We start from the raw sequence: 792 nt of genomic DNA on the forward strand, positions 1-792 counted from the left end.
TTGTTCTTTGAAAACTAGATAAAGATAAATTGATAGTCAAGAAATTACCGAGTATCGCCATTTTAGGTTTTAAACCTGATGTAACAACCAATTCGGTTAAGTTATGAAGGGCGCACGGTGGATGCCTTGGCACTAGGAGCCGACGAAGGACGGGACTAACACCGATATGCTTTGGGGAGCTGTAAGTGAGCTTTGATCCAGAGATTTCCGAATGGGGGAACCCATTGTTCGTAATGGAACAATATCCTTACTTGAATACATAGAGTATGGAAGGCAGACCCAGGGAACTGAAACATCTAAGTACCTGGAGGAAGAGAAAGCAATTGCGATTCCCTGAGTAGCGGCGAGCGAAACGGGATATAGCCCAAACCAAGAGGCTTGCCTCTTGGGGTTGTAGGACACTCTATACGGAGTTACAAAGGAATGAAGTAGACGAAGAAGTCTGGAAAGGCTCGTCAAAGAAGGTAACAACCCTGTAGTTGAAACTTCATTCCCTCTTGAGTGGATCCTGAGTACGGCGGGACACGTGAAATCCCGTCGGAAGCTGGGAGGACCATCTCCCAAGGCTAAATACTCCCTAGTGACCGATAGTGAACCAGTACCGTGAGGGAAAGGTGAAAAGCACCCCGGAAGGGGAGTGAAATAGAACCTGAAACCGTGTGCCTACAAGTAGTCAGAGCCCGTTAACGGGTGATGGCGTGCCTTTTGTAGAATGAACCGGCGAGTTACGATCCCATGCAAGGTTAAGTTGATAAGACGGAGCCGCAGCGAAAGCGAGTCTGAATAGGGCGA

At 47.9% G+C, this 792-nt stretch carries 1 rRNA gene; it reads left to right on the forward strand.

Annotation, left to right across the window (positions count from 1 at the left end):
- Nucleotides 1-94: 94 nt before the first annotated feature.
- Nucleotides 95-792, forward strand: a 23S ribosomal RNA gene (locus V8G47_RS20780); the annotation flags it as partial.

This window comes from Rossellomorea sp. LJF3 (assembly GCF_037046045.1).
In the GTDB taxonomy this organism is placed as follows: Bacteria; Bacillota; Bacilli; order Bacillales; family Bacillaceae_B; genus Rossellomorea.